The following is a 24,575-nucleotide window of genomic DNA, read 5'->3' as shown; positions in this document are numbered from 1 at the left end:
GTCGCATTATAGGGCGATCCGATTTTAGTGCAACCCTTTTTTTAAAGAAAATTGCGAAAAAACGTTTGTTCGAGCAAAAATGAAGCGAAACGCTTATTTTTGACACTTTTGCTTATCTTTTTGCAGTTTTTTCGTACTAGAGTTTTACAATTCAACACTCTACACTAGTGACACAAGACACGAGAGATGAGTAATCTAGACATGCTTAGAAGTTATAAAGGTAAATCCCCGCGCTTGGCACAAGGCGTTTATATTGATGAATCATCCATTTTGGTCGGTGATATAGAAATTGGCGAAGACAGCAGCGTTTGGCCATTGGTTGCAGCCAGAGGCGATGTGAACTACATCAAGATAGGGAAACGAACTAATGTTCAAGACGGAAGCGTACTGCATTTAACAAGAAAGAGCACTTCAGTACCTGACGGTTACCCGCTTATTATTGGTGATGATGTGACTGTTGGTCATAAAGTCATGTTGCATGGTTGCAAACTTGGTAATCGTATTCTCGTAGGTATGGGTGCAATTATTATGGATAACGTCACCGTAGGAGATGACGTTATTATTGGCGGTGGTGCACTTGTCCCGCCTAATAAAAATCTTGAGTCCGGTTTTTTATATGTCGGTAGTCCGGTAAAACAAGCCAGACCCCTCACCGAACAAGAACTACAATTTTTAAAAGTGTCCGCCCAAAATTACGTGGAACTGAAAGATGAATATTTAGAGGAAAGCTAAGCTTATCTCTCCCGCCTCATTAAACGCTTCATCCTCTATTAACTGCTCAGCCTGCATTTCATAATCGAATTGATGCTGAGCAAAGTGCGCTATTGCGGCTTCCTGCTCAAGCTTAGTTGCAATTTTACAGCTGATCAGCTGACCACTGGCCATCGCCGTAAACGTTAATTCTCCCTGCTGATAACTGATGTCATCATTAAACAGTATTGCTTGGTTCATATTTACCCTCTAATAAGTCTAAATGTTTCGGACGTATCAGGTCTCACCCCTCGCCATTGGTAAAACGCTTCTGCGGCCTGCTCAACTAACATACCTATGCCATCAATCAATTGCGTTTGTTGATTATGTTGCGCCACCCAGCCTAAGAAACTTGTTTGCTGGTCGCTGTAGAACATATCGTAGGCAACTAAGCAGGATGTAATAACAGTAGGGCTAACATCTGGCACTTGCCCTGTGATGCTCGATGAGGTGGAGTTAATCACAATATCGAAACCAATGTCGGGGGGATTGTTTAAGCCACACCCTGTAACCTCTCCATACGAGGCAAATTGCTCTGCTAGTTGCAATGCCTTTGACTCAGTACGGTTGGTCACGACGATCCGTTTTGCTCCGGCCTGGAGGAGCGGATAGATACAGCCTTTGGCGGCGCCACCTGCACCAATCAATAGTACGTTAGCTCCCTCAAGTTTAGTTTGGTGTTTCATGAGATCTCGTACCAGACCTGCACCATCAGTATTATCGCCTGTAATACTGCCATCTTGCTGTTTGATTAGGGTATTGACGGCACCAGCGAGCTTAGCTCGTTCGGTGAGGGTATCCGCAAAGGCAAATGCCTGCTCTTTAAAAGGTAAAGTCACATTCGCACCACAACCACCTTGGGCAAAAAATGTCGATGCAGTTTGAATAAAGGCATCTTCTGATGCCAAAATAGCCTCGTATTCTAATTGCTGCTGGCATTGCTGTGCGAATTGCGCATGGATTGCTGGCGATTTAGAATGTTTTATCGGATTACCGAATACCGCGTATTTGTCCATCGTTATATGAGCGCCCTGAAAGAGTCATTATGAAGCAGTTAATTAAACGTATCTTTAATAAAGATGCAACCGTAGAACAAAAGAATAGTGCCCCCACGCCAGAAAAAACACCTTATGAAATCATTGGTGGAGAACAAGGCGCCCGCGATCTTGCCAACCGCTTTTACGATATTATGGCAACCGACCCCTATGCAAAGCCGCTTTACGATATGCATCCACAACCATTAGATAGGATCAGACAGGTATTTTTTGAATTTCTTTCTGGTTGGTTAGGCGGGCCCGATTTATTTGCAGAGAAATATGGTCACCCACGCCTAAGAATGCGCCATATGCCCTTCCCTATCGACCAAGATTTACGGGATCAATGGATGCACTGCATGAATAAAGCATTAGACTTAGAGGTAGGAAACCCATTATTAAGAGAAGGATTAAGGCACTCCCTCGCTCAGCTTGCGACACATATGATTAATCAAGAATAAAACTAAAGTATTAGTTAATTAAAATTACACGGCTATTTTGCGCTAGGTCAAATCCCGCTCTTGAGTAGAGATGCATAATCACTGTTCTAATTGTGTACAGGTGCGATGCGTGTGAAATCTATTCAACATAAAATTTATGCGTTACTGGCAGTGACGGGCGTGCTCGTCTTGATTGCCAGTATCCTTAGTAGCAGCAGTCAACAAAAGACGCTCGCTGAAGAAACCGTCGAAAGTAATATTAAGCTACTGGCAGATAATTACTTTGACTCTATCAATACTATGATGCTGACCGGCACCATGGCAAACCGTGAAATTCTGAGTGATAAAATTCGCAATCATCCAAATATCGAAGATGCGCATATTATCCGCTCCGAGCAAGTTAATAAGCTTTACGGTCCAGGTAATGCAAATCAAGCACCTAACTCTGAGGCTGAATTTGATGCATTGAACGGGAAAGAAACCTTAGTTATTGAACAGCGCGACGGTAGTCGCATCATGACTTATTTAAAGCCGATGGTGGCCAAAGAAAGCTATAAAGGAACAAATTGCTTGGGTTGTCATCAGGCAAAGGAAGGCGATGTGCTCGGTGTTGTGCGGATCAGCTACTCTTTGGATGATATTGATAATACGGTACACACTAATACATGGTTTAGCACTGCGCTTCTCTCTGCTATCTTTATTACCACCTTTGTGATTTTAGGCGTACTTTTTAGGAAGCTCTTTATAGTACGACTAAAAACGCTAGGCCGAACCATGCGCCTCGCAACGACGAACAAAGACTTATCATTACGAATAGACGACCAAGTCGATGACGAGCTTGGACGCTTGGCGATTAACTTCAATAAAATGATGGATAGCTTTAAAGACAATATTGCGCAGTTATCCAACTCTTCAAAAATACTTATTCACTCAGCAGAATCTATATATGCTTCAGCGGAAACTACCGAGCTGGCCATTCAAGAGCAAAAACAAGGGACGGACTCTGTTGCAGCCGCAATTAATGAGCTTGAAAGCTCTTCAAGTGAAGTAAAAAATACCACCCACTTTGCATCAGAAAAGTCTGATAGCAGCAATCACCTCGCGGAGGAAAGCATGGCTGTTGCTAATCATACTGAGCAAAGTATCAACCAATTAGCACAAGATGTAAGGCAAGCTGCAGAACAAGTTTCTCAGCTCCAAGCACAAACTCTTGAAGTGGGTAAAGTACTCGAAGTGATCAGTAGTATCGCGGAGCAAACCAACCTCTTAGCGCTCAATGCAGCAATAGAGGCCGCGCGCGCCGGGGAAGCAGGAAGAGGGTTTGCGGTTGTTGCGGACGAAGTCAGAACACTTGCGACACGAACACATGACTCAACCGATGAAATCAAACGCACTATCGATAAGCTACAGTCCGAGGCACAGCAAACCGTGGCAGCAATGAGTGCTTCTTGCGAAGAAGCAGATGACCGCGCACATCAGGTCAAGAAAGTGGCACAAGCGCTTAAAGACATCTCGACACAGATGCACGAAATTAATGCCTTAAACCTGCAAATTGCCGATGCCACTGAGCAGCAAAACCTGGCCGCTGAAGAAATCAATCGTAGCGTAGTGGCGATTAGCGATAATGCTGAGCGCTCGCTAGTTGATGCCCATGGCTCTAAACAGATCAGTGAAGAGTTGCTCACCCTTGCGCGCGATTTGGATGAGCAAGTGCGCGGATTTAAATTAAACTAAGTGAACCGCTAAAAGTAAAAAAGGAGCCGAGGCTCCTTTTTTACTCTATTACATCGCCAACCAATTCTTTGGCGTAAGATAATTATACAGCTCAGCTTCTTTCGATCCTGGCTCTGGCTGGAAGTCATACTCCCAACGTGCCAATGGTGGCATCGACATTAAAATAGACTCGGTACGTCCACCTGTTTGTAGGCCAAACAATGTGCCTCTATCCCATACCAGATTAAATTCAACGTAACGGCCTCGGCGATATAGCTGGAATTGACGTTCTTGTTCGCTATACGGTGTATCTTTGCGTTTTTCAATAATAGGCAGATAAGCATCAAGGAAGCCATTACCAACAGCTTGCATAAATGCAAAGCTCTTTTCAAAGCCCCATTGATTTAGGTCATCAAAGAATAGACCACCCACACCTCGAGTCTCATCTCGATGTTTTAAATAGAAATATTCATCACACCACTTTTTGTAGTCACCGTATACCGCGTCACCAAATGGTGCGCACAAATCCTTTGCAACTTGGTGCCAGTGCTTCACATCATCAAGAACTGGATAAAATGGGGTTAAATCAAAACCACCACCAAACCACCAAATCGGCTCTTCACCTTCTTTTTCAGCAATAAAAAAACGCACATTGGCGTGGCTAGTTGGAATATTGGGATTCTTCGGGTGGATCACTAAAGATACCCCGCAGGCATGGAAGCTTCGGCCTGCTAACTCTGGACGGTGCGCCGTCGCTGAGGCTGGCATGGAAGCGCCAAAAACATGTGAATAGTTTACCCCGCCTTGCTCAATAACATCGCCATTACGGATCACGCGAGTGCGACCGCCACCACCTTCAGCACGCTCCCAGGCATCTTCAACAAACTGAGCGTTACCATCGGCAGCCTCTAAGCCTTGGCAGATATTATCTTGTAGTTGTAATAAAAAGGCTTTTACGGTCTCTAGGTTTATTTTACTCATGGTACTTTTTATCCTCGGATCACTTGGCCAGTCATTGCATTTTTAATGACGCTTGGGGTCGTATTACCACCTAACTCACCTTCAACATAATAGCCAACTTGTGAGCCAAACTGGCTACGAGCTTCTGACAACGAAACAACTGGAGTTTGACCCGTTATATTGGCACTGGTAGATACAATCGGCTTACCAAAGCGTTGACACAATTGCTTTACAATGGGATGGCTAGTAACACGAATAGCGATAGTATCGTGCCCCCCTGTTAACCAATGCGGCGTACTGGCTTTCGCTGGCAATAACCAAGTAATGGCGCCTGGCCATGACGAAAAAATATCAGCGCGCTTATCCATCGGGATTTTATTGTCATCCACATAGGGCAAACATTGACCATAATTGTCGGCGATTAAGATTAACCCTTTTTCTATGGGTCGAGATTTGATTGTTAGTAACTTAGTGACCGCATCTTGGTTATCAGGATCACAACCTAAACCATAAATGGCTTCCGTTGGATAACAGATCACTTCGCCAGCTTGAAGTGCTGACTCAGGCGTTGTTATTGTCGCAGCATCCGCTTTATTGTCATTACTCACGGTATTTCCACTATCTTTTGACATGATTTCTGTGGGCATTGTAGCACAGCTTTACCCGCTCGGGTTTTCTCCACCAGCACGGGCCAATGACACTCAGGGCAAGCCTGCTCTACAGGCTTGGCGTTCAAGGTATACTTACAACTTGGATAAGTGTCACAACTATAAAAGTGTTTACCAAACTTATTTTTACGCTGAATTAGGTTGCCTTTTTGGCATTTTGGACACGCTGGTAACGCCGCTGTGGGTGGCGCATCTTCATGACCAATATAGTGGCAATCAGGATACCCAGTACAGCCAATAAACATGCCATAGCGGCCATTTTTTATCACTAAATCTTTGCCGCACTCAGGACAAGCCACATCTTCTAGTACTTTAATTACATGGCTATCATGATGTGCGAGTGGGCGAATATAATCACAAGTAGGGTAGCTAGCGCAGCCAATAAATGGACCATTTTTACTGTTTTTGATTACCAGCTCAGAGCCACATTCTGGGCATACTTCATACTCTTTTTCTAATGCATGTTTGTCTGCATTAAATAATGCATGGTCTATTTTACTCATCGCTTTACCACCGCCCCCTTGTGCAAGTATGCGCCTAATATAATAGCCTCGTTTTTAGGGTCAAGGAAATGATGGAAATTCCCCCTTACAAGTATTTGATATCAGTATTTTCAACTAAGCAGGAAACATTATTTGAAAGGCGGTAAGCTGAGCTCAAGACCTCAACTTACCGAAGGAAACTTATCATGCTAGGGCAGAGTTAATGAACTACAGATGCAGGCTCGGTAAAAATCAGATCTTCCATCTGCGCATAAGCATGTTCTTTACCCGGCACATTAAATAGCACCATTAGTATCACCCACTTTAAATCATCTAGGCTGATATAGGTTTTATCCAACGCGAATAAGCGATCCATCACCATTTCTCTGGTAGTACTGTCAATCACTCCGACTTGTTCCACAAACATTAAAAAGCCACGGCTCTCAACGTCTAGCATATTGCATTCGCTATCAGTGTAGATCCGTGTCGCATGGTCCGGTTTAGCATTTAAATAGGGGTTTTCGTCACTGTGTTGTAAATCTGCAAGTTGCTCAAGCCAATCAAGTGCTTTGTATATTTCGCCTTGATTGAAGCCGGCGCGAAGGAGTTCATCGGTGAGTTCGTTTTGTTCGACAAAGATTTCTGCCTCACTGTGAATATAGTTCTCAAATAAATACATTAAAATATCAAACATCTTCTTAACCCCTCGCGAGTTTTATGTAGCCGTCGAGTACACGCTCTACTTTATCTTCGAGTTCTAGGTCCAATAGTCTGGCAATCACCTGCTCTACTGGCCACTGGGTCCTTTGCGTTAAAGTGTCGACTGACGTCACCTCAAAGCCAAGGTTTTCTAATACGGGACATTGCTCCTCTTTTTGCTCCCCTATTTCTATACTATATAGACTGTTTTCACAAAAAAAGCTCACTTCTTCCAAAATATCCTCAATATTTTCGGTGAGTTTTGCCCCTTGCTTAATCAAGTAATGACAACCGCTACTTAATCGATTTTTAATTGAGCCAGGGATCGCAAACACTTCTTTGTTTTGCTCCAGTGCATAGCGTGCAGTAATCAGCGAGCCACTTTTTACTTCGGCTTCAACCAACAAAACACCCAAAGATAAACCTGAAATTATGCGATTACGCCGCGGAAAGTGATTACTATTTGCTTGAGTGTTTGGTAAGAATTCACTCACCACCAAACCATGCTGTACGATGTCTTCATAAAGCCGTTGATGGCGTTTGGGGTAAACAACATCAACACCTGTCCCTAGCACGGCAATGGTTTCTCCTCGAGCATCAAGTGCACCTTGGTGCGCTGCGCCATCAATCCCTCTTGCCATACCCGACGTCACCACCAATCCAGAGCGATTTAAGCCCTGTGCAAATTCATGTGCAAGCCCAAGCCCTGTTCTCGTTGAACTGCGACTACCGACAACTGCAATTTGTGGTTGTTTTAATAACGCAATATTCCCTCTGCAAAATAGCACTAAGGGAGGATTACAGATCTCTTTTAGTTGCTCGGGATATTCAGGAGAAAACAAAGATACAACATCAATTTGCTGACGTTGACAGTAAGCCAGTATGTGCTCTATACGAGACCAATCTGTGCTCGCTAAGTTGGCAGCAATAGTTTCTGGTAGCCTAAGCTTACAAAGCTCAACCTGGCTTAATGTGAATAATTGCGTAAGGGGGACTTGATTAAGTAATGCGGTGATGGTTTTGATACCCAGTCCTTGGCACAGGGTTAATGCCAAAGCTTGAGCTAGTTTAGCTTGTTTCATACTCTCTCCTTGAGTTTACTGACTCACTCAAGGAGAAATTCTACCACTTAATTACTGGCAGTTTCCTTGAATGCTTGTACATGATCACCAACGCGGATCGGCTCCGAAGTTTCAACAACCATAGCGTAGCTTAAGTCTTCATACACTTTAAAGATCATCAACTCACCGACTTTTTCCTTTGGCATATGCCATACTACGCTGTCGTCATCGTTTTCCTCACCAAACCAAGATCCCATTTCGGTGATCAGTTTGTCGAGTCGTGATGCATCTTCAATATAGCGCGGACCGTGCTGGCTTTCTATAACTGTAGGCGATTGCCTTACGATATCAAGGACATGTCCCTCTTTTAGCTGCGCTTTACTGCCTACATCCAGCACCACTACGCTCATGGTACTAAACTCTCTGAGCTTATTATCGCTCGCAATAATACGGCCCAAAGTTTGTTGCTCAGGGCGAGACATAGAAAACTGTGCCGGAAAACTTTGTCCTGTAGATATGGGTAGCACAATATCCCCGGCCCTAACCTCTTGTTTGGCAACTTCTAACTGTAGCTTTGCTGGACGCCCCGCCACGATATCTCCCTGCTCAACCACATGGCCTAAACCAACTAACACGGCTTCCAAGCCAAGCAGTTGTTGGCTGTCTAAGGTACGGTAGCTTTCACCACGACGATAGATGGCATAGTGCCCGCCTTTGACTAAATCAGCTTTAATGTACAAAAGATGACCCGGAGTCGCATTTTTAATATTACGGTTAGCCCCGAGAACAATTGGGCTATCAGAAAATTCCGACTCAGAAAGCGCTTGCTCAAAACGCAAAAAAGGTTCCATGATAGGGAGTGGCAAGGTAGGAATAGCAGCCACTTTTTGGTTAACAATACGCGTATGCGGCGACAGTTTCTTCACACCCTTGTCTAACACCAGCATAGGATTACCATTTTCATCGTAGAGTAGCTTAAGACTATCTCCTGGATAAATTAGATCTGGGTTTTGAATACTAGGGTTCCACTGCCACAATTGCTTCCACTTCCATGGAGAACGTAAGTACATTTTTGAAATATCCCACAAGGTATCGCCTTTTTTCACCACATAACGCTGCGGCGCATCTGCTTTTACAGACAAAGTGTCCGCCTTCACAGAGAAAACTGAGCAGCCAGCGAGTATTAATGCAGCAATCGGATATTTCATGATGGCTTCCTTGTGGTTATTTTTGGTTATTATCCACCAAAACCTGTTAAAGGGGAACTTGAATGGCTAAAATAAGACCATACACTAGCTTACAACAGCTTACACGATAAATTGATTTAGGGTAATCATGGCCATATTAGAAGTTTTAAAGTTCCCAGATGAGCGTTTACGCACTGTCGCACAGCCTGTAGCAGAGGTTAATGACGAAGTACGTCAAATAGTTAAAGACATGCTGGAAACGATGTACGATGAAAATGGTATCGGCCTTGCGGCTACGCAAGTGGATATTCATCAGCGAATCGTCGTTATTGACGTTTCTGAAGAGCGCGACGAACCACGCGTATTAATCAACCCAGAAATAACCAAACGCGATGGTTCTACTGTGAGTGAAGAAGGCTGCTTGTCAGTGCCATATTCATACGCAAAAGTAGACCGCGCTGAAACCGTCACGGTAAAGGCAACAAACGAACATGGTGAAACGTATGAATTAGACGCAGATGGTTTGCTTGCCGTTTGCATTCAACACGAATTAGACCACTTAGTTGGTAAGCTATTTATCGATTACCTATCGCCACTAAAGCGTGATCGTATTCGTAAGAAGCTTGAAAAAGAGGCTAAGCTCGCTGCAAAGCAAGCTTAACCAACCTCCAACTAACTGACTTTAGGGTATTTCGTGAGTAATCCTTTGCGTATCGTTTTCGCAGGCACGCCTGACTTTGCAGCGCGCCACCTTGACGCACTTATTCAATCACAACATGACGTCGTGGCAGTGTACTGCCCACCCGACCGCCCAGCAGGACGAGGGAAAAAGCTCAAAGCATGTGAAGTAAAAGTGCTAGCACAAGAACACAACCTGCCAGTGCTACAACCGCAATCATTAAAAACACCGGAAGCACAGGCAGAACTAGCTGCGCTTGATGCCGATGTCATGATTGTTGTCGCCTACGGAGTATTATTACCAAAAGCCATTTTAGATACTCCTCGACTTGGCTGCCTGAATGTTCATGGCTCAATTTTACCGCGATGGCGAGGCGCAGCGCCTATTCAGCGTGCTATTTGGGCTGGCGACAATGAAACTGGCGTAACGATCATGCAAATGGACGAGGGCCTAGATACCGGTGATATGTTGCACATCGCCCGCTGCCCTATTACAGCAACTGATACCAGTGCAGATCTCTACAGCAAGCTTGCTGAACTTGGGCCTAATGCACTTATCGATACGCTCACGCGCTTATCTGCAGGCGAGATCACGCCAGAAAAGCAAGACGATACACTAGCGAATTATGCTAAGAAGCTAAGCAAAGAAGAAGCCGAGATTGACTGGCAGATGGAAGCTGCGCAAATTGAACGCAACATCCGCGCATTTAATCCATGGCCGGTTTGCTTTACCAATATGGCAGGTAACAGCGTCAAGATTTGGCAGGCGAAGGTAGTTGACGAACAAGGTGATGCAGGACATGTGCTACGTGCGGACAAGCACGGTATCGTAATTGCCTGTGGCACACAGGCATTGGAAATTCACACCTTACAACCACAAGGTAAAAAGCCCATGTCTGCACAAGACTTTTTGAATGGTCGAGCCGACTGGGTAGCAATTGGTGCTAAGGTTGGTGACGCGTGAGTAATGTACGCGCACTCGCTGCCCAAACCCTATTTCAAGTTGTCGATAAAGGCGCGTCGTTAAGTGCTCAATTACCACTTGCCACCAGCCAGTTAGACGGTAAAGACAAAGCCCTGCTACAGCAAATTTGCTACGGCGTATTAAGATATTTGCCTTCACTTGAACACTATTGCCAGCAGTTACTTGAGCAACCGCTTAAAGGTAAACGCCGTGTTTTCCAGTTTTTGTTGTATGTGGGTATTTACCAACTACAACATATGCGCGTACCAGCTCATGCTGCAGTAGCCGAAACGGTAAACGCACTTACGCCACTAAGAGCGCCCGGCATGAAAGGCTTAGTTAATGCAATTTTACGCAGCTTCCAACGTCATCAGGTCGAACTAGAAACCAGTGCTGCCGAAATCCCTGCTTGTTTATACAACCACCCGGGCTGGTTTATCAATCAACTAAAAACCGCTTACCCAACTCAATGGCAAGCTATTTTAGAAGCGAATCAACAACAAGCACCAATGTGGCTACGTGTAAACCAATCGCAATTCTCTACTGCCGATTACGCAGCTCTGCTAGACCAAGAAGGGGTAGCCTATCAGCTTCATAGTGAATATCCAGACGGGATCTTGCTTGATAGCCCGATTGATGTTTATGCGCTACCACAATTTGCCGCTGGCGCTTGCTCAGTACAGGACGCCGCCGCCCAAAAAGCCGCAAGATTATTAGCGCCACAAGCAGGTGAAAATATTCTTGATGCTTGTGCCGCTCCAGGCGGTAAGACTTGCCATATCTTGGAGTTAGCTGACGCCAAAGTGACTGCAATTGACGCTGATGGTGATCGCTTGCAACGTGTAGAGCAAAACCTTGAACGGATCGGATTGTCGGCCAAATGCCTTGAGGGCGATGCAAGTAACCCTGAAACATGGTGGGATGGCGAGCAATATGATCGCATCTTATTGGATGTACCTTGCTCTGCAACTGGCGTTATTAGAAGACACCCGGACATCAAATGGCTAAGACGCGCTTCTGATATTGATAACTTGGTGACGTTACAGGCACAAATTATTGATAAAATCTGGCCATTGCTTAAGCCCGGTGGCACACTAGTTTATGCTACCTGCTCGGTACTACCACAAGAGAACCAGCAACAGATCGCACGCTTTCTTTCTGTGACCCCTGATGCGACGCTTGTACCTTTGCATGATGCAGACACACAAACACAACCAGGCTTGCAGCTATTACCCGGATTGAGTGATGGGTTTTACTACGCAAAGTTGACAAAACAATAATAGAAAATCGACCGTAACCAATATGAAAATCATCATCTTAGGCGCCGGCCAAGTCGGCGGGACACTGGCAGAAAACCTCGTCGGTGAAGAAAATGAAATTACCGTTGTCGACATCGATGGCGAGCGCTTAAGAGAGCTGCAAGACAAATACGATCTACAGGGGGTCACTGGCCACAGTGCTCACCCTGAGATCTTACGTCAAGCAGGTGCTGAAGACGCCGACATGATAATTGCCGTAACCAGCTCAGATGAAGTCAATATGATTGCGTGTCAGGTTGCCTATAGTATTTTCAATACGCCGACCAAAATTGCGCGGATCCGCTCTGAACAATACTTAAAGTACAAAGAAAAGCTGTTTCATAATGACGACTTACCGGTCGATCATTACATCGCACCGGAGCAGCTAGTAACGCAATATATCCGCAGGCTAATAGATTATCCAGGCGCTTTGCAGGTGCTGCAATTTGCCGAGGGCATGCTGTCACTCGTGGCGGTTAAGGCTTATTACGGCGGTTTACTCGTTGGCTATGCACTTTCTGCATTAAAAGAGCATATTCCAAACGTCGACACCCGTGTTGCCGCTATTTATCGTCAGGGCAAAGCCATCAAACCACTCGGCACCACTGTAATTGAAGCCGATGATGAAGTCTTCTTTATCGCCGCAACCAAGCATATTCGTGCGGTCATGAACGAGCTACAAAAGCTTGAACGCTCTTACAAGAAAATTATGATTGCCGGTGGCGGTAACATAGGTGCGGGATTGGCCAGTTCATTAGACAAGAACCATAGCGTTAAGCTTATTGAACGCAATCAAGCTCGTGCCACGCAATTGTCTGAAACGCTCGATAATACGGTGGTTTTTTGTGGCGATGCCTCAGACCAAGAGCTGCTATCAGAAGAACATATAGAGCAAGTAGATGTGTTCATCGCGGTGACGAACGACGACGAAGCCAACATTATGGCTGCGATGCTTGCAAAACGTATGGGCGTACAAAAGACTATGGCGCTTATTCAACGTGGTGCCTATGTCGACCTCGTGCAAGGTGGCGACATTGATATTGCTATCTCACCACAGCAAGCGACTATCTCAGCGCTCCTAACCCATGTTCGCCGTGGTGATATCGTTAACGTTTATTCATTGCGTAAAGGTGCAGCAGAGGCCATTGAAGCTGTCGCACATGGTGATGAAAACACTTCTAAGGTTGTCGGTCGTGCAATTCGAGATATTAAATTACCACCGGGCGCGACTATTGGTGCAATTGTCCGTGATGAAGATGTACTGATCGCACATGACGATACCATTATTCTCTCTGGTGACCATGTGATCATGTTCCTGATCGACAAAAAGCAAATCGGTGTTGTGGAAAAACTCTTCCAAGTAAGCGCTTTATTCGTTTAAAGCGCCCTAGGTATCTTGTTGATCTTGAAAAATAGACAAATCGATTAGGTAATCTTTTAATACACTACGGATTATGTCCGGAGCTGAGGTTAAGTGAATACCTAAAGAGACGATTTTATCATGACTCTTTATGCGCCGAATATCGCCCTCTAGCGTGATCTGATTCCCTTCTTTTCCTTCAATGAAAACCTCACATTTCAGCCCCTCTTCCATATGCTCGGCATCAATCGACGTTAAGTCTAGCTGTAAACCAGCAAGTGAAATGTCTTTTATCACCCCAACATCTTTACTGCCATGGCAGTGAAATTTTGCGGGAATTAAGGTTGGCACACGGTTTTGCGAGCGGAGTTTGTAGGTTTGTACTTTTTCGGGTAAATAAAGAAAAATAAGCCGCGCGGGATGGACTGAAACCGCTTTTATTTGCGATTTGAATGCAATGACTTGGCCATCGCCATTCTCGAGCAAAGCTCGGACGATAACCGAAGTCCCTTCCATCACAAAGTCCAGCGCCGCGCCTAATCGCTTAGGGTTGGGATGGTTAAGAATTAAAAATGCCCCTTGGAGCATACCGACGTATTCTGTTTTTACTCTTTTGCTATTTGCCGGTAAACAAATTTCTAAGTCAACAATACTTCCAGCGCTGATAGCGGTGAGCAAAGTATCCTGCCCAACCTCCTGAGTTTTTAACATGGATCCAACCCTTCCTGAGTTTACTCTACTACTTTTTTATTGTAGCAGTTTTAGCGGAAGGCTATTTAAAACTGAATTCAGATTAATTACAACTCTTCGACTACCAACAATACCTAAAAAGGGGTCAATTACTTTACTAAAAAATGGCTTTTTAGCATTAATGCGCCACCTCTTAGAGTCATCATTCTGCTTTGTACTTCAAGTGAGCTTTGTGGCAATGCAAGCTCTTCTGCTTCAATAAATAACATCATAGGTTCGCTATTGCGCTTAGCAACAAATAATATACCCGAGACATCACGCTTGAATAAACAGCCCACTCCCTCAGTCTCAAAATCATCGATAATTGCTGGTATCTGGCGCTTTTGCCAGAGCTCATTTTCTGAGATCACTTGAACAACGAAACGTGCACCGCTCTCACAGCCAACTTGATGAAATAAGTCATAGCTCTGGGCACGACCTAATGTAAGCTGATTAAGCTGCAAGTAACCGACTTCATCGATTAAGCTATTCAACTGTATTACGCTTCGTTCTATAAGCTGCATACCTAAACCCTGCTCATGGCTAGCAGCAAATCCCTTTATCACTTTAAATCCTTTATCTGAAAAGCGTGTGGCAAGCAATATCGTCGCCTCCAAGTTAAATCGTTGTAAAAATATTGACACTTGAAAACCCCGAAAATCCGAGTTTTTGAAATTTTTTATTAACTTTTTCTTTGCGAAGTTCAAAAATAAAATGACAATTTGTCACTAGAGTGGCAGAAAAGAGGTAATGACACAGTCAGTTGTAGGCTCTCAGCAAAGGAGCCCACAACTTAAGCACAGTTACCCACGCCAGAAGGTAGGAGTAAATAAGACTAACAGCGTGAAGATCTCTAAGCGACCAAAGACCATTGCAAGCGTAAGGATCCACTTTGCGGTATCACTAATATCACCATAATGCGCCGCAACGTCTCCCAACCCAGGCCCCAAGTTGTTTAGACAAGCCGCAGTTGCTGAAAACGCAGTAATGTTATCGAGTCCCGTCCCGAGCAATGCAATCATAATAATCACAAATACCAGAGCATAGGCCGAAAAGAACCCCCACACAGCCTCAACCACTTTATCTGGTAGTGCCTTTCGACCCAATTTTATCGAGTATATAGCACGCGGATGCACTAAACGATTAAGCTCACGGATCCCCTGTAAATAAAGCAAAAAGACACGTACAACCTTCATACCACCACCCGTAGAGCCAGCACAGCCTCCAATGAAGCTGGAGAAAATCAAGAGAATAGGTAAAAACAGCGGCCAGGTTGAGAAGCTATCGGTCGCAAAGCCTGCGGTAGTACTAATTGACACAGCCTGAAACATCGCTTGATCTAAGGTCTCATCACCTGTTTCATAGACATTGTTTGACGACAATACCGCAAAACAAATCACCACCAACGCTAACTGGATAAACAGAAAGACTTTAAACTCAGGATCTCGCAAATAGGCTTTAATATTGCGACTAGATACCGCAGCATAATGTAGCGAGAAGTTAATGGCAGCAATCAACAAGAAGACGACACAAATAACATTAATAAATGGATTATCGAAGTAACCCATAGAAGCATCATAGGTTGAGAAGCCGCCGATGGCTATCGTGGCAAACGCATGACAGATAGCATCAAACCAATTCATTCCTGCTATCCAATAAGCCAGCGTACAAGCCGCCGTTAGAGACACATAGATATACCAAAGGTGCTTGGCGGTATCGGCAATACGCGGTGTCATTTTTGAGTCTTTAACTGGACCTGGTGTTTCAGCACGATATAACTGCATGCCACCAACTCCAAGCATAGGAAGAACGGCTACGGCCAATACAATGATCCCCATACCACCAAGCCACTGCAACTGCTGGCGATAGAATAATACCGCTTTAGGTAAATGTTCTATGCCCGTCAAGACCGTAGCCCCTGTAGTTGTCAGCCCAGAAAAAGCTTCAAACACGGCATCTGCTAGAGATAGATTCGGTTTATCTAAGAAAATAAGCGGCAATGATGCAAACGACCCCAGTACCAGCCAGAATAAGACAACGATTAAGAAGCCCTCTCTGGCTTTAAGATCGCCGTTTTCCTTGCGGTTTGGGTAGTACGCAAACAAACCCATTAGCACACTAAAAATGAAAGCTAAAACAAAAGGTACACCACCACCATCTTTATATATCAAAGATACAATGGCTGGTGGCACCATAGTGATACTAAATAGAGCGACTAACTGCCCGAGTATTTTTATTATGGTACGAAATTGCATTTTGTACGCTGCGCTTTTTGTTATTTAACCAGAGGTTAATTAGTGAATGTAAAGAAGTAGAGCCTACTCCTTGAGTTGCTTAAATAATACAACACCATTGGTTAATTCATAAATAGCATCAATGATTTGTTGTGTTTCACGACTATCTACTGCTATTTGCCAAGTAATGTTAGCAGCGTATTCTTTATCTAAATTTAGCACTGTAAACTGACTTTGTAATAGCTGCTCTATCACACCTTGAAGATGGTAATCACTGTGGCCAACAATAATAGAAGCCGGTACCTTTTTAGTCGTGCTTAGCTGTGCTAGCGCGTTATTAAGCGTACCACCATAGGCTCTGACCAATCCCCCAGTGCCGAGCTTAATACCACCGAAATAACGCGTCGTCACCGCAGTGATCTCACCAATCCCTGATCCCATCAGCACATTTAGCATTGGCTTACCAGCCGTCCCGTTAGGCTCACCATCATCAGAAAACCCTAGTACATGGCTGCCACCAGGGGGCCCAGCTATGTGTGCCCAACAATTGTGTCTTGCATCGGGATACGCGTCATTAATCTGCTTTATAAACGCTTTAGCATCTTCGATGGTTGGCGTGTGGGCCAAATGCACGATAAACGTGCTTTTCTTAATTACCTCATGATGACTCAGTGACTCACTCGGAATGAAATATTCAGACATAATGTTCCAAACTAAAAGGGAGCCAATCGGCCCCCAAATACTTGCTTTTAGCGCTAGAAATCAGCTTACTCGAGACCGAAATCTCGCGTCATATTTTCTAGTCTATCTTCATGCACAATGATGTTATCTTCAATACGGATACCACCGTAAGGCTTCAGTGCATCAACTTTATCCCAATTGATATACTGTTTGTTTTCTGTTTGCGCCAAGTCTTCCAACAATGAATCGATGAAGTATAACCCAGGCTCAATAGTGAACACCTGATTAGCCTCTATCTTACGAGTACAACGCAAGAACGGGTGACCTTCAGGTGGTGCTTGGTGCGTACCGGCTTCATCAGCCATGAATCCGCCCATATCGTGTACCTGTAAACCAATATGGTGACCGAGACCATGAGGGAAGAAAGTGGAAGAAATCCCCTTCTCGACGATGGCCTGAGCATCAAGCTTAACAATACCAAAGTCACTCAGCACTTGCGCCACGCGATTATGACAATCGATATGCAGCTCACCGTATAGTTTGCCCGGTTGCAATGCTTTGCCCAACTCAATTTGGTGATCGTTCATGACTTTCACCAACTCGGCAAACTCGCCTTGTTTAGCAAAATCATAAGTACGGGTAATATCTGACGCATAACCGTTAAAGTTTGCACCAGCATCAATCAAAAATGATAAGTGCTTACTCGGCGCTTTACGCTCAAAATGGGTATAGTGCAAAATCGCACAATTTTCATTCAAGGCGACAATATTGCCATATGGCGTATCGTTTTCCATATGCTGAGTTGCATTGAGATAAGCTTGTTGAATTTCAAATTCGGAGCCACCAGCAAAGAAGGCATCGCGCGCCGCCATGTGGCCAAGCACACCAAGACGGCTTGCTTCACGTAAACATGCCATTTCATACTGAGTTTTATATGCACGATGATAATGCAAGAAGTTCATCACCGCCTCTGGATTCACTTGAGTAAAGCCAAGCGCTTGTGCAACCTCTAAATATTCACCGATATAGGCATAGTTTGCTTTGTCGTATGGCAGTAACTGTTCAACCTGATCTGGCTTAACCAGCAGTTGAATATCAAAATACTCTGCCCAAAAATCTCTCGGCTCGTCAGGCACTTTATGCCAAAAATCAACCGGACGATAAAAAATGAGTTTCGGCTTGTCACTGCCATTGACCACAATCCAGCAATGCGGATTATCGATAACAGGCAACCAAGCTTTAAATTGCGGGTTAACTTTAAACGGATAGTACATATCATCAAGGAATTGACGCTTTGCTTGCCCCGAATGGATCACAAGTCCATCCAGTCCTTCTCTTTCTACTATCGTTCTTGTACGCTGTTGCAACGTGGCAATATGCTCTGCGTATAAATTTGCTAACTTATCCATGGTGTACCCATTTTCAAAAATTCACATACTATCGAGTCTATCATAGCTGCTACCTAAAAACGACGAACTGAGTCTAAGCACCAGCCATGTGCGGTTATTTCACAATTTTCATATCCAAGATACTTGCCAATATGTTGCCATCACGACCAAGACGGGTATGGTAAACCTGTCGATATGCCATCACATTTTTCACGTAGTCACGTGTTTCTCGGTATGGGATCAGCTCAATCCAAAGTTCAGCAGGCATGGCCTCTGACGGCAGCCAACGCTTAATTCTATGATAACCCGCGTTGTACGATGCTGTCGCCAAAATCTCATTTCCAGCATTTTTACGCTTCAAATACTCTAAATAACTGGTCCCCAAACGAATGTTTGTGGCCGGATGATAGAGGCGGTTTTTTGCCACGCGCTTGCGGTTATTAACGTATTTGGCGGTGCTTGGCAGCAACTGCATTAAACCGTGAGCATCCGCACTCGAGCGTGCATCCGGTGCGAAAGAGCTTTCCCGGCGAGCAATCGCAATGCTCCATGCGATATCGACTCGATTACGCTCACTATATTTAGTGAACAGATCTTTAAACGCCATCGGGAAACGTAAATCAACGTAATCCCAAGCTTTGATCTGTGCAAGAGTAAAAATAGTGCTGTCGTACCAATCAAACTCAGCAGCCAATATGGATGCTGCAAGCTTTTCCTCTTTGCTTGAGGTGTTAGTAAGGTAGTTCCACTCTCGGCGTGCTTGAGTATACCTTTCCAGCTCGTATAAAGCCTTTGCTCGCTTAAAACCAGGCGCATGAGATACTCGTTCTACAATGCTGGGGTCAACATTTAACGGCTCTTCATTTAGTGAGACTGGTATTCCCAACCGGGCAGCGGCCAAAAAGCCGTAGTAATCACGCTCTTGTGCTAATTGCTGCCAAATCTCGTTAGCCTTAGCCAACTCGTTACGCTTCGCGAGGCTATATGCAAGCCAGTATTGTTGACCATTGCTAAGCTGCTCGTGACCCACGAATAAAGCCGAGATCCCTTCCCAATCTTGCTCTTTCAGCATGTTACTCATCAGCCACTGTAGTAGCTTTTTGTCCTGCAACGATTTAGGCACTTTATTTAGCCAAAACCGTGCATCTTCATGGCCTTTAGACGCAAGCGCCAGAGCAAAACGATAAGCAACACTATCCTTTTGCTGCTGGGTAAAGGTAAACATATCCTGCATCTTCTGCCAGGCACGTAGCGCTAAATCAGGATCACGCCAAACTAGGCGTCTTACACCATATACCGCAATTTCGGCTTCTTTTTCGGTGCGTTTACTAAACCGATAAAGCCCGGCAGCGGCACTCGGATCTTGGCGAACCTTTTTATAAAGCTCGGCAAGATACGCCTCTTTTTTTGGTAACAGCTTCTCAAGATAATCTAGCAGTGACGTTTGACCGGATTGCGCGGCACTGGAAATACGCTGCCAGACACGCTCAGGCGTTCTATACCCCGCCTTTTGCCATTGGCCAAAAAGGCCATCACAGGCTTTAGGCTGAGACTTTCCCACCGTCCAAATATCGGTTACCTGATCAAGAATGGCTTTTTTTGGCGCACCTAAATCCAACTGATACGCCAAATACGTACATTTGAGTTCAATATCGCTGGTCTCACGATAAAACTCGATGAATCGTGCTTTCTTTTTATGCCGCTTTAAATAATCGAGCCAAGCAGAGCGTACTGGCCATTCTAATGGGGTGTGTTCGTATACCGTTAAAAAGTGCTGAATTTCTTGCTGGTACTTGAGCTTAGGATGACGTTCATAAAACGCCTTTTCAACGTACGGCTTAAGTGGGTGATCGAGCTGCGCTGTTGCAGCTTTAAAATTACTATAATTACCAGACCAAGCGACACGCTCAGCCTCTTTAAATTCGTCGTGAGTGCTATCGGCTGCACAGAGCCAGCTCACCATACATAAGCTGCCTGCAGCTAAGCGGGGTAACCAATATGTCATGCAAACCCTTATTTATCTGCCAAAAGAATACACACCTAAATTGAAATACAGCCAAATTATGCTTATCTAAAGATGGCGCTGAAGACCAAAACTCGGCTTGTCACTTGCGAGCATGCTCATAAATGACACTAAATGCGAGGTGCGTTAAGCCACCATAGCAAACCGACTCAGGTATTTCAGTAAATGTGCGGTAAATTTTTCATTGCAATTTGCCGCCAAAGGATCCACACTGATTGAAATTACAACTCATCGTACCAGTGTAAAGCACGGGAGAACATGTATGTTAATCAAACGCGAGTCCTTTGTAGTTGATTTTTGCAAAGGCAATATCGCTGAGTTTAAGTTTTGCCTACCAGGCTCAGTAAACAAACTATCTCAGCAAGTACTAAAGGAAAGCCACGAAGCGCTTATCGAATTGAGCCAACGCGACGACATCGACGGCTTAATTTTTACCAGCGACAAAGACCACTTTATTGTTGGCGCTGATATTTTTGAATTCCTTCCGACTTTCCAACGCCCAGAAGAAGAACTTGTTGGTTGGATTAAAACCGCAACCGATGTCTTCGACGCAATAGAAGATTTACCTTTCCCTACACTATCGGCAGTAAATGGCCTTGCGCTTGGCGGTGGTTGCGAGTGGTTACTCGCCACGGATTACCGTATTGCAACTGACAACGCAAAAATTGGCCTACCAGAAGTTAAACTTGGCATTATGCCGGGCTTTGGTGGTACCGTAAGACTTCCTCGCTTAATCGGCGCTGACAACGCAATGACGTGGATCACCACAGGTCAAGAAAACCGAGCGAATGACGCACTAAAAGTGGGTGCGGTTGACGGTGTAGTAGCTGCTGACAAACTTATGGCTGCCGCTATTCGTACCTTGGAGCAAGCCATTGCAGGTAAATTGGATTGGCGCGCGAAACGCCAAATCAAGCTTGACCCATTGAAGATGAACCGTGTTGAGCAAGGTATGAGCTTTGGTATGGCCGAAGGCTTAGTCATGGCAAAAACCAAAGGTCATTACCCAGCACCAATGATGGCGGTACAAACGCTTAAAGCGGCAGCTAACCTTAGCCGCAGCGAAGCGATGGCACTCGAAAACCAAAACTTTGCTAAGCTTGCCAAAACGGCAGAAGCCGCGGCGCAAACCGGTATTTTCTTAGCGGATCAATACATCAAAACGGTTGCCAAGAAACAAGCGAAACAAAGTAAAACAGAGATCAAACAAGCTGCGGTACTTGGTGCTGGTATTATGGGTGGCGGTATCGCTTACCAATCAGCCTACAAAGGTACGCCAATTGTCATGAAAGACATCCAGCAAGGTGCCCTAGACCTTGGTATGGGTGAGGCTGCAAAACTACTTGGTAAAAAAGTACAGCGCGGCCACATGTCGATGGACAAGATGATTGCCACTTTAGGTAAAATCAAAGCTACGCTCAACGATCACGATCTACAAGGCTCAGACATCATCGTAGAAGCCGTTGTTGAAAACCCTAAAATCAAGAAAACGGTATTGGCGAGTTTAGAGTCGCAATTGCCAGAAGGTACGATCCTGACTTCAAACACATCGACTATTCGTATTGATGAGTTAGCCACGGCACTTGAGAAGCCAGAAAACTTCTGTGGCATGCACTTCTTTAACCCAGTGCCAAAAATGCCATTGGTAGAAATCATTCGCGGCGAGCAAACATCGGATGAAACCGTTGCCGCAGTGGTAGATTATGCCTTAAAGCTTGGCAAATCTCCTATCGTTGTTAACGATTGCCCAGGTTTCTTTGTGAACCGTGTTCTATTCCCTTACTTTGCAGGCTTCAGCCAACTTGTTGTAGAAGGTGCTGACTTCGCAAAAGTAGATAAGGTTATGGAAAATGTCTTCGGCTGGCCAATGGGTCCCGCGTATCTACTAGACGTAGTGGGTATCGATACGGCAAACCATTGTACTGGTGTAATGGCTGATGGCTTCCCTACTCGCATGGCACGTAAAGACAAAGATCCTGTCGCAGTACTTGCGGGTGCTGAGCGCTTTGGTCAGAAAAACCAAAAAGGCTTCTACCAATACGCACCGGATCGCAAAGGTCGTTTGAAGAAGAGTAAAGACGACAGCGCGCTTGAGCTGCTGAGCGGTATTTGTGACGCACCCACTGAATTTGATAAACAAACGATTATTGAGCGTTGTATGGTGCCAATGATCAATGAAGTGTTACTGTGTCTGCAAGAAAACATTGTTGCTTCACCGCAAGAAGCAGACATGGCACTGATCTACGGTATCGGCTTCCCTCCATTCAGAGGTGGTGCGTTCCGCTATCTAGACCAGATCGGCCTCGCAAACTTTGTAGCAATGGCTGACAAGTACGCTCATCTTGGTGAAATTTATCAAGTTTCTGAGCAAACTAGACAGTGGGCAGATGAAGGTAAAGTGTTCTATCAAGTGGAGGGACAGTAACATGGAAAACGCGGTAATCGTAGATTGTATTCGTACCCCAATGGGCCGTTCAAAAGGCGGTGTATTTAAGCATAAACGTGCCGAAGACCTCAGCGCACACTTGATGAAAGGCCTACTTGAGCGTAACCCTCAAGTAGCACCAGACTCAATTGATGACATTTACTGGGGCTGTGTACAGCAAACGTTAGAGCAAGGCTTTAACGTTGGTCGTAACGCTGCACTCTTAGCTGGCATTCCTCACACCGTACCGGCGGTAACCGTAAACCGCCTATGTGGTTCGTCAATGCAGGCATTGCATGACGCAGCTCGCGCTATCATGACCGGTGCTGGTGACACTTACCTTATCGGTGGTGTTGAGCACATGGGTCACGTACCAATGACACATGGTAATGACTTTCACCCAGGCCTTGCGACATCAGTTGCACAAGCTGCTGGCGTGATGGGGTTAACGGCTGAGTACTTAGCGCTAATGCACGGTATCAGTCGTGAGCAGCAAGATGAATTTGCCGTACGTTCACACCAGCGTGCACATGCCGCAACCCTTGAAGGGCGTTTTGCAAAAGAAATCCTACCAATGGAAGGTCATGATGCCGATGGTACACCAGTACTTGTCGAGCATGACGAAGTTATCCGCCCAGAGACAAGCCTAGAAGGTCTAGGACAGCTACGTCCTGTATTTAACCCAGCATCGGGTACGGTAACTGCAGGTACCTCTTCAGCGCTGTCTGACGGTGCTTCAGCTATGTTGGTCATGAGCGAGTCTAAAGCAAGAGAGCTCGGTCTTCCTATTCGTGCTCGTGTTAAGTCGATGGCAGTCGCAGGTTGCGATCCTTCCATTATGGGTTATGGTCCAGTTCCAGCATCACAAAAAGCCTTGAAGCAAGCGGGCATTACTATAGATGATATTGATGTTGCAGAACTAAACGAAGCCTTTGCAGCGCAATCACTACCAGTGCTAAAAGACCTTGGTCTACTAGACAAGGTAGATGAGAAAGTGAACCTCAACGGTGGTGCAATTGCACTCGGTCACCCACTTGGTTGCTCAGGCTCACGTATTAGCACAACGCTTATCAATCTAATGGAAGAGAAAGACGCGAAGTATGGTCTTGCAACTATGTGTATTGGTTTAGGCCAAGGTATCGCTACCGTATTCGAGCGCGTAGATAACTAATTCCAACCAGCTGGTACTGGGCTTTTATAAGACAATACCAGCACACAACTTCAACTTGGTGACCAAGGCAAAACGGCACAGCTGTTTTGCCTTTTTTATTACCTGCATTTACTTCACCTCAGGTTGGCTAATACCAATTATCTTAATTAAGTGGTCTATTTTGAGGCGAGAAAATTTTGTCGATAACAAGGCAAATATTTTGCTATTTAGTTGTTCTAAATGAGAAATTTTTAACGCAGTTAGCGTCAGATTTGCTCCTTCAAATTGAGCAAGTATTAAGACTAATTGGTATCAGACATGAGTTATCCAAACTTGAGCTTACTTACAACATGCGGTTAAAATAGCAATTTCCGTAATTAGCAACGTAACGAACAAGGCCACCCACAATGAGTTTTGATAATACCGACCATACCTTAGATGCAGTAGGCTTACGTTGTCCGGAGCCGGTAATGATGATTAGAGGCATGGTGAGACGGATGAACTTAGGTGAGACGTTGTTAGTTATCGCAGATGATCCATCAACGACAAGAGACATTCCGAGCTTCTGTGAATTTATGGATCACACTTTGGTAGCCAAAGCAGTGGCTGAATCTCCCTACAAATATGTGATTAAGAAAGGTCAGTGATCTC

Annotated in this window: 24 protein-coding genes; 10 read left to right on the top strand and 14 right to left on the bottom strand. The window is 44.9% G+C overall.

Translation table 11 applies throughout. The features are described 5' to 3' along the window. Window positions 1-186 precede the first annotated feature (186 nt). Window positions 187-732, top strand: coding sequence for a gamma carbonic anhydrase family protein (locus EXT48_RS18160; RefSeq protein ID WP_130165261.1), 546 nt, complete (start codon window positions 187-189; stop codon window positions 730-732). On the opposite strand, the gene EXT48_RS18155 is transcribed toward EXT48_RS18160, so the two are convergent. Continuing rightward, window positions 718-951, bottom strand: coding sequence for a DUF1488 family protein (locus tag EXT48_RS18155; RefSeq protein ID WP_130165260.1), 234 nt, complete (start codon window positions 949-951; stop codon window positions 718-720). The genes EXT48_RS18160 and EXT48_RS18155 overlap by 15 nt on opposite strands. A gap of 2 nt (window positions 952-953) precedes the next feature. Then, a complete protein-coding gene (aroE, locus tag EXT48_RS18150; protein ID WP_130165259.1) occupies window positions 954-1,766 on the bottom strand; it encodes a shikimate dehydrogenase in 813 nt (270 codons plus the stop codon). 29 nt (window positions 1,767-1,795) lie between these two features. On the opposite strand from aroE, the gene EXT48_RS18145 reads away from it, so the two are divergent. Both EXT48_RS18145 and EXT48_RS18140 read left to right on the top strand, forming a co-directional pair. Continuing rightward, window positions 1,796-2,245 (top strand): group II truncated hemoglobin, encoded by a 450-nt coding sequence (locus tag EXT48_RS18145; protein WP_130165258.1) that lies wholly within the window; start codon window positions 1,796-1,798, stop codon window positions 2,243-2,245. Window positions 2,246-2,350: 105 nt separating this feature from the next. Next, window positions 2,351-3,958: a methyl-accepting chemotaxis protein gene (locus EXT48_RS18140; protein WP_069021911.1), complete on the top strand. Its 1,608-nt coding sequence runs from the start codon at window positions 2,351-2,353 to the stop codon at window positions 3,956-3,958. 48 nt (window positions 3,959-4,006) lie between these two features. Here EXT48_RS18140 and hemF read toward each other — a convergent pair whose 3' ends face one another. From hemF to EXT48_RS18110, 6 genes are all read right to left on the bottom strand, one after another. Next, window positions 4,007-4,918, bottom strand: a complete 912-nt coding sequence (hemF, locus tag EXT48_RS18135) for an oxygen-dependent coproporphyrinogen oxidase (RefSeq protein ID WP_010604183.1) — start codon at window positions 4,916-4,918, stop codon at window positions 4,007-4,009. 8 nt (window positions 4,919-4,926) lie between these two features. Continuing rightward, window positions 4,927-5,505: an L-threonylcarbamoyladenylate synthase gene (locus EXT48_RS18130; protein ID WP_130165269.1), complete on the bottom strand. Its 579-nt coding sequence runs from the start codon at window positions 5,503-5,505 to the stop codon at window positions 4,927-4,929. After that, entirely contained in the window at window positions 5,502-6,068 is a 567-nt protein-coding gene (locus EXT48_RS18125) for a type I DNA topoisomerase (protein WP_010604181.1), read from the bottom strand. The genes EXT48_RS18130 and EXT48_RS18125 overlap by 4 nt, the downstream gene beginning before the upstream one ends. A 199-nt stretch (window positions 6,069-6,267) precedes the next feature. Further along, a complete protein-coding gene (locus EXT48_RS18120) occupies window positions 6,268-6,741 on the bottom strand; it encodes a DUF494 family protein (RefSeq protein WP_010376797.1) in 474 nt (157 codons plus the stop codon). A gap of 4 nt (window positions 6,742-6,745) precedes the next feature. Further along, window positions 6,746-7,828 carry a DNA-processing protein DprA gene (gene dprA / locus EXT48_RS18115; RefSeq protein WP_130165257.1) on the bottom strand — a complete coding sequence of 361 codons (1,083 nt, stop codon included), beginning with the start codon at window positions 7,826-7,828 and terminating at the stop codon, window positions 6,746-6,748. A gap of 47 nt (window positions 7,829-7,875) precedes the next feature. Next, window positions 7,876-9,015, bottom strand: a complete 1,140-nt coding sequence (locus EXT48_RS18110; protein WP_130165256.1) for a LysM peptidoglycan-binding domain-containing protein — start codon at window positions 9,013-9,015, stop codon at window positions 7,876-7,878. A 127-nt stretch (window positions 9,016-9,142) separates the two neighbouring features. Here EXT48_RS18110 and def point away from each other — a divergent pair, with 127 nt between their 5' ends. From def to trkA, 4 genes are read left to right on the top strand one after another with little or no spacing between them, the layout of a single operon-like run. After that, window positions 9,143-9,655 (top strand): peptide deformylase, encoded by a 513-nt coding sequence (gene def / locus EXT48_RS18105; RefSeq protein WP_010376803.1) that lies wholly within the window; start codon window positions 9,143-9,145, stop codon window positions 9,653-9,655. A 33-nt stretch (window positions 9,656-9,688) separates the two neighbouring features. Then, window positions 9,689-10,636, top strand: coding sequence for a methionyl-tRNA formyltransferase (fmt, locus tag EXT48_RS18100; protein WP_130165255.1), 948 nt, complete (start codon window positions 9,689-9,691; stop codon window positions 10,634-10,636). Then, window positions 10,633-11,916: a 16S rRNA (cytosine(967)-C(5))-methyltransferase RsmB gene (gene rsmB / locus EXT48_RS18095; RefSeq protein ID WP_130165254.1), complete on the top strand. Its 1,284-nt coding sequence runs from the start codon at window positions 10,633-10,635 to the stop codon at window positions 11,914-11,916. Before fmt ends, rsmB begins: the two co-directional genes overlap by 4 nt. A 22-nt stretch (window positions 11,917-11,938) precedes the next feature. Then, window positions 11,939-13,315, top strand: a complete 1,377-nt coding sequence (gene trkA / locus EXT48_RS18090) for a Trk system potassium transporter TrkA (RefSeq protein ID WP_017218519.1) — start codon at window positions 11,939-11,941, stop codon at window positions 13,313-13,315. A gap of 6 nt (window positions 13,316-13,321) precedes the next feature. Here trkA and EXT48_RS18085 read toward each other — a convergent pair whose 3' ends face one another. The 6 genes from EXT48_RS18085 to EXT48_RS18060 all read right to left on the bottom strand — a co-directional run bounded on the left by EXT48_RS18085 (window position 13,322) and on the right by EXT48_RS18060 (window position 20,331). Beyond that, entirely contained in the window at window positions 13,322-14,005 is a 684-nt protein-coding gene (locus tag EXT48_RS18085) for a flagellar brake protein (protein ID WP_039493118.1), read from the bottom strand. Between the two features lie 128 nt (window positions 14,006-14,133). Then, window positions 14,134-14,667: a hypothetical protein gene (locus EXT48_RS18080; protein WP_240703402.1), complete on the bottom strand. Its 534-nt coding sequence runs from the start codon at window positions 14,665-14,667 to the stop codon at window positions 14,134-14,136. Between the two features lie 159 nt (window positions 14,668-14,826). Further along, window positions 14,827-16,278: a TrkH family potassium uptake protein gene (locus tag EXT48_RS18075; protein WP_010376815.1), complete on the bottom strand. Its 1,452-nt coding sequence runs from the start codon at window positions 16,276-16,278 to the stop codon at window positions 14,827-14,829. A 63-nt stretch (window positions 16,279-16,341) separates the two neighbouring features. After that, entirely contained in the window at window positions 16,342-16,959 is a 618-nt protein-coding gene (locus EXT48_RS18070) for a YigZ family protein (RefSeq protein WP_130165253.1), read from the bottom strand. A 65-nt stretch (window positions 16,960-17,024) separates the two neighbouring features. Next, a complete protein-coding gene (pepQ, locus tag EXT48_RS18065; RefSeq protein ID WP_130165252.1) occupies window positions 17,025-18,347 on the bottom strand; it encodes a Xaa-Pro dipeptidase in 1,323 nt (440 codons plus the stop codon). A gap of 94 nt (window positions 18,348-18,441) precedes the next feature. After that, on the bottom strand, window positions 18,442-20,331 hold the full coding sequence (locus EXT48_RS18060; protein WP_130165251.1) for a transglycosylase SLT domain-containing protein: 1,890 nt from the start codon (window positions 20,329-20,331) through the stop codon (window positions 18,442-18,444). Between the two features lie 280 nt (window positions 20,332-20,611). On the opposite strand from EXT48_RS18060, the gene fadB reads away from it, so the two are divergent. The 3 genes from fadB to tusA all read left to right on the top strand — a co-directional run bounded on the left by fadB (window position 20,612) and on the right by tusA (window position 24,571). Next, window positions 20,612-22,774: a fatty acid oxidation complex subunit alpha FadB gene (gene fadB / locus EXT48_RS18055; protein ID WP_069021929.1), complete on the top strand. Its 2,163-nt coding sequence runs from the start codon at window positions 20,612-20,614 to the stop codon at window positions 22,772-22,774. 1 nt (window position 22,775) lies between these two features. Next, window positions 22,776-23,945, top strand: coding sequence for an acetyl-CoA C-acyltransferase FadA (fadA, locus tag EXT48_RS18050; protein WP_010604167.1), 1,170 nt, complete (start codon window positions 22,776-22,778; stop codon window positions 23,943-23,945). Between the two features lie 386 nt (window positions 23,946-24,331). Next, window positions 24,332-24,571 (top strand): sulfurtransferase TusA, encoded by a 240-nt coding sequence (gene tusA, locus EXT48_RS18045; RefSeq protein WP_010376829.1) that lies wholly within the window; start codon window positions 24,332-24,334, stop codon window positions 24,569-24,571. Window positions 24,572-24,575: the final 4 nt, after the last annotated feature.

Origin of the sequence: Pseudoalteromonas sp. CO348 (genome assembly GCF_004208845.1) — a bacterium.
In the GTDB taxonomy this organism is placed as follows: Bacteria; Pseudomonadota; Gammaproteobacteria; order Enterobacterales; family Alteromonadaceae; genus Pseudoalteromonas; species Pseudoalteromonas maricaloris.
This window is presented reverse-complemented; position numbering and strand designations above follow the sequence as displayed.

Bases quoted from the DNA above. Each gene is read 5' to 3' on its own strand.
- EXT48_RS18070 (WP_130165253.1), bottom strand. From the start codon at position 16,959: ATGTCTGAATATTTCATTCCGAGTGAGTCACTGAGTCATCATGAGGTA.
- trkA (WP_017218519.1), top strand. From the start codon at position 11,939: ATGAAAATCATCATCTTAGGCGCCGGCCAAGTCGGCGGGACACTGGCA.
- EXT48_RS18125 (WP_010604181.1), bottom strand. From the start codon at position 6,068: ATGAGTAAAATAGACCATGCATTATTTAATGCAGACAAACATGCATTA.
- dprA (WP_130165257.1), bottom strand. From the start codon at position 7,828: ATGAAACAAGCTAAACTAGCTCAAGCTTTGGCATTAACCCTGTGCCAA.
- def (WP_010376803.1), top strand. From the start codon at position 9,143: ATGGCCATATTAGAAGTTTTAAAGTTCCCAGATGAGCGTTTACGCACT.
- hemF (WP_010604183.1), bottom strand. From the start codon at position 4,918: ATGAGTAAAATAAACCTAGAGACCGTAAAAGCCTTTTTATTACAACTA.
- EXT48_RS18155 (WP_130165260.1), bottom strand. From the start codon at position 951: ATGAACCAAGCAATACTGTTTAATGATGACATCAGTTATCAGCAGGGA.
- EXT48_RS18075 (WP_010376815.1), bottom strand. From the start codon at position 16,278: ATGCAATTTCGTACCATAATAAAAATACTCGGGCAGTTAGTCGCTCTA.
- pepQ (WP_130165252.1), bottom strand. From the start codon at position 18,347: ATGGATAAGTTAGCAAATTTATACGCAGAGCATATTGCCACGTTGCAA.
- aroE (WP_130165259.1), bottom strand. From the start codon at position 1,766: ATGGACAAATACGCGGTATTCGGTAATCCGATAAAACATTCTAAATCG.
- EXT48_RS18110 (WP_130165256.1), bottom strand. From the start codon at position 9,015: ATGAAATATCCGATTGCTGCATTAATACTCGCTGGCTGCTCAGTTTTC.
- EXT48_RS18060 (WP_130165251.1), bottom strand. From the start codon at position 20,331: ATGACATATTGGTTACCCCGCTTAGCTGCAGGCAGCTTATGTATGGTG.
- fadB (WP_069021929.1), top strand. From the start codon at position 20,612: ATGTTAATCAAACGCGAGTCCTTTGTAGTTGATTTTTGCAAAGGCAAT.
- EXT48_RS18145 (WP_130165258.1), top strand. From the start codon at position 1,796: ATGAAGCAGTTAATTAAACGTATCTTTAATAAAGATGCAACCGTAGAA.
- tusA (WP_010376829.1), top strand. From the start codon at position 24,332: ATGAGTTTTGATAATACCGACCATACCTTAGATGCAGTAGGCTTACGT.
- fadA (WP_010604167.1), top strand. From the start codon at position 22,776: ATGGAAAACGCGGTAATCGTAGATTGTATTCGTACCCCAATGGGCCGT.
- EXT48_RS18140 (WP_069021911.1), top strand. From the start codon at position 2,351: ATGCGTGTGAAATCTATTCAACATAAAATTTATGCGTTACTGGCAGTG.
- EXT48_RS18120 (WP_010376797.1), bottom strand. From the start codon at position 6,741: ATGTTTGATATTTTAATGTATTTATTTGAGAACTATATTCACAGTGAG.
- EXT48_RS18085 (WP_039493118.1), bottom strand. From the start codon at position 14,005: ATGTTAAAAACTCAGGAGGTTGGGCAGGATACTTTGCTCACCGCTATC.
- EXT48_RS18160 (WP_130165261.1), top strand. From the start codon at position 187: ATGAGTAATCTAGACATGCTTAGAAGTTATAAAGGTAAATCCCCGCGC.